We start from the raw sequence: 3,748 nt of genomic DNA, 5'->3' as shown, positions 1-3,748 counted from the left end.
ACACAATGGCTCCGGTAATATTCATACCCATATCGTCATCAACAGTGTCCGCAAATATGCGGTTGAACGACAAAACTACATGGACAAGCCTCATGAGCAGGAAGCCGGTTATAAGCATCGGTCCACAAACAAATTATTGAATCATCTGAAACAGGAAGTCATGGATATGTGCAACCGGGAAGGACTACATCAAGTTGACCTTCTTTCTCCTGCTCCCGCAAAAATAACTAAAGAAGAATACTGGGCAAAGGCGCATGGGCAGGATGAACTGGATAAAGTGAATGAGAAAATCCGTGCTGCCGGACTGAAACCGACTTCCACCGTATTCCAGACACAAAAACAGTTTCTGCGGGATGCGATTGATGAATGTTCTAAGATATCCAGAAGTTTTGATGAATTCCAGTCACTGCTTTTGGACAGGTTCAATATTTCTGTCATCGAGAAAAGAGGAAGTTATCGTTATCTTCATCCGGACCGAGACAGACGAATCTCCGCAGAATCTCTGGGTGCCAACTATGGAAAAGACTTTCTGGAACAGGTATTTCAGAATCATGAAAACAGGAAAGATCTTTCTCACAAAAGCACTCACCAATCGGAGAATGCTACAAAAGCCGATTATCATAAGGATCCATTTGTCATCTTTTACATAAAATCAGAACTTCGTCTCGTGACGGATCTCCAGACAAATGTAAAGGCGATGCAGAATCAGGCTTACGCCCGGAAGGTGAAGATCAGCAATCTCCAGCAAATGGCAAATACCCTGATTTATATCCAGGATCATGGTTATGACACCAGAGAGGATCTGGAAAAGCAGACCGCAGACATTCAGGCGAAAATGGAAGAGGCTCATGATCAGCTTTCTGATCTCACTTCCAAAATGAAAACTCTGAACTCACAGATCCATTACACCGGTCAGTATTTTGCTTCCAAATCAGTGTATGCAGAATTTCTGAAATCACGAAATAAAAAGAAATTCCGGCAGGAGCATTCTTCAGAAATCAGATTTTATGAAGAAGCCCGCGACTGGTTAAAAGCATTCTATCCGGACGGAAAGATGTTGTCGATGAAAGCACTGAAATCTCAAAAAACAGAATTACAGGGATCTATTGATACCCAGAAATCAGTTGTAAAACAATTCAGAGATTATCACAAAGAACTGGAAATCGCCGGTGCAAATGTAGATGCCATTCTCGGAATGGAAGAACCATTGGTTCACAATTCTTATGAACAACCGGCACAAACAGAAAAATCAAAAACTAATACACAACACAAAAAGAAGGAGGACAAGACATTATGACACAAACAGAATTTCATTTGACTTTTGAACAGCAGGTGAAACGTTGTGAAGAAACCCTGTTGAACAAAGCAAAAGAATATACCGGAAACAGCCCGGACAGACTCAGCGCATTTAAAACCGCTGCAGCTCTGCAAGAATGTACACCCGAAAGAGCTCTTGCCGGAATGATGGCGAAACATATCATCTCAATTTATGATATGTGCTTTTCAGAACAGGAATCTTATGATCAGAGCATTTGGAATGAGAAGATTACAGATACCTTGAATTATCTGTTCCTGCTCAATGCATTGGTCAGAGAGGAGGGTGCCCATGAATAGAATCGAAACAAAAATCCTGAACTGCTTTGCAGTAAAAGAGGCAGAAAAGAATATGGTCTTTGCCGCAAGGCTGACCCAGAGAGGGCATATCATCCATTCCATGAATGACCTGATGGATCTGTATAACCAATCCTTTACGAATGAAACATTAACCAATCTGGGAGAACTTCCTCACCCTGCCATTCAGAAATTTACAGTAATTACCCTGGCTGTCGTTGGTGCCAGCAGAAGATTCCTTTCCCAGATTACTCGGCACCAGAACGAAGTAAAGTTCATGAGCGCATCATTACAGTACAGCAACTATTCCGGAGAAGCTGATTTTGCAATTCCATATGAAATTATTTCCGCACCTTCGGAAATTCAGGCGCTTTATCTGGAAAGCTGTCAGGCAGACATGGTCTGTTATGACCGTCTGTGCAATGCCGGGATCAGCCATGATGCTGCCGCAGAAATACTGATGAAATGAGAATTGTGATGCTTATGATCTGGCAGAATCTGTATGAATTGAGTCCAGCTCTTTTTACTCCAGAACAGACAGGTCCATTTTGTCAGAAAGGAAAATGCCTGGAAGGAAAAATGAGTTGCGGCCATCCCATTGACCATATCCTGCTGCCCGATGAAATTCTTCATATGGATTATCCATTACTTTTCAGAGGTGACGCGGTATGAAAATAAGGCTCATTGATTTTGGACTTACTCCCGGACACAATCCACTCCGTGTACATGAAAACGATGCCGGTGCCGATGTGTATATGCCTTATGACTGTACCATCAAGCCAGGAGAAATTGTAAAAATCCCTTTGGGATTCGGATTGATTCTTCCAGACGGATATGCCGGATTTGTATTTCCCAGAAGCAGCATGGCAGAGAAAGGATTGACCTGCGAACTACCGCCGGTTGACTCCGGATACCGTGGAGAGATCCATGCCATCATCAGCAATGTCAGCAATAAAGCTCAGACCATCTCTAAAGATACGAGAGTAGGCCAACTGGTGATCACCCCCATCATTATTGCAGATTTTGTATTTGATCTGGGAAAAGAGAGAGGCACGAATGCCTTTGGAAGTTCCGGAGAATAATTGTTACTTAAAAAACTGAGGTGCCAGATCGGCACCTCAACATATATAAAATATGAGGATATGACTATGATTACATTTGGAGAAAAATTACGATATTTAAGACGTAAAACCAATCTTACCCAGAAAGAACTTGGCATGGCAGTTGGATTTCCTGAAAATACCGCTGATGTCCGGATTGCTCAGTATGAGACCAATGCACGTATGCCTAGAGAGGAACTATTAAAAAAGTTGGCACAAGCACTTGGTGTACAGAAAGAAATTCTCACTGTACCGGTACTCACAAAACCAAAGGAATTTTCTGCAGCATTCTTCTGGATGACAGAAATGGGAGAGGATAGATTTCATTTATAATAACAAGATGGATTTACTTATTTCTCATTTAAGCAAATCCATCTTTTATTCATTTTTGAATAAAAGAGATAACTCAATATTCAAATAGCAATACTAATCTAATAGTTCCCCAACACATCCTGTAAATATTCCTTATATTGCTGCTTTACATTTTCTGGAGCAATAATTCTCATTCCAGTCCCAATACCCGTTACCCAGCCGAAAAACTGTGGACTTACTGATACAAGAACTCTTGTTTTAAAATGATCTTCTCCCTGAGGAATCAGCCATACATCATGACCAAAACGGTCAATCACAACACCAGCCAACTCGTTTTTGCATTCCAGTGTAACCTCTGCATCAACTCCACCATACATTCCAAATGTCTTCTTAGCAAAAGAGGCAAGATCAAAATTCTTGAAAGATTCTTCCCCTTTTCGATTTGTTTCCAATATTTCTGTATGCTGCATCTTATCAACACGGTAATGCTTAATAATTCCGGCTGCTGCATCATAGGCTACTAGGTAATAGTTCTCATCATCCCAAGTCAGTGCCCATGGACTGACAACATAGAAAGCACCGTCTTTTTTCAGTTTAAATTTCTTCTCAACGGTCCACTCTGCATAATGGAATTTGATTTCTTTGTTCTCATAGATTGCAGTATGAATGTAATCCACGTTGTAATAAACCGTCTCGTTCTCTGTCTTCGGACGGTTTACGATGAA

Annotated in this window: 5 protein-coding genes and 1 pseudogene; 5 read left to right on the top strand and 1 reads right to left on the bottom strand. The window is 41.2% G+C overall.

Annotated features, from left to right (window positions below):
* The 5 genes and pseudogenes from WMO25_RS16095 to WMO25_RS16075 form a co-directional block, all read left to right on the top strand.
* Window positions 1–1,297: relaxase family protein (locus WMO25_RS16095; RefSeq protein ID WP_349086166.1), on the top strand; the 1,297-nt coding region annotated here is incomplete at its 5' end.
* The gene (locus WMO25_RS16090; protein ID WP_349086164.1) at window positions 1,294–1,614 is read left to right on the top strand and encodes a hypothetical protein; all 321 of its coding nucleotides are present in this window, start codon (window positions 1,294–1,296) and stop codon (window positions 1,612–1,614) included. The genes WMO25_RS16095 and WMO25_RS16090, both read left to right, overlap by 4 nt.
* Window positions 1,607–2,283 (top strand): annotated as a pseudogene (locus WMO25_RS16085) (FAD-dependent thymidylate synthase). The gene WMO25_RS16090 and the pseudogene WMO25_RS16085 overlap by 8 nt, the downstream one beginning before the upstream one ends.
* Window positions 2,280–2,693, top strand: coding sequence for a dUTP diphosphatase (locus WMO25_RS16080; RefSeq protein ID WP_235417243.1), 414 nt, complete (start codon window positions 2,280–2,282; stop codon window positions 2,691–2,693). The pseudogene WMO25_RS16085 and the gene WMO25_RS16080 overlap by 4 nt, the downstream one beginning before the upstream one ends.
* A 66-nt stretch (window positions 2,694–2,759) precedes the next feature.
* Complete coding sequence (locus tag WMO25_RS16075; protein WP_235232832.1) at window positions 2,760–3,044, top strand: helix-turn-helix domain-containing protein; 285 nt, start codon at window positions 2,760–2,762, stop codon at window positions 3,042–3,044.
* 98 nt (window positions 3,045–3,142) lie between these two features.
* On the opposite strand, the gene WMO25_RS16070 is transcribed toward WMO25_RS16075, so the two are convergent.
* Window positions 3,143–3,748, bottom strand: a 606-nt coding sequence (locus WMO25_RS16070; protein ID WP_349086163.1) for a helix-turn-helix transcriptional regulator, incomplete at its 5' end; no start/stop codon positions are given.

Origin of the sequence: Coprococcus intestinihominis, from assembly GCF_040096555.1 — a bacterium.
GTDB classification, from domain to species: Bacteria; Bacillota; Clostridia; order Lachnospirales; family Lachnospiraceae; genus Coprococcus_A; species Coprococcus_A intestinihominis.
Note: the sequence above shows the minus strand (reverse complement) of the source record. Positions and strands in the feature narration are given on the sequence as shown.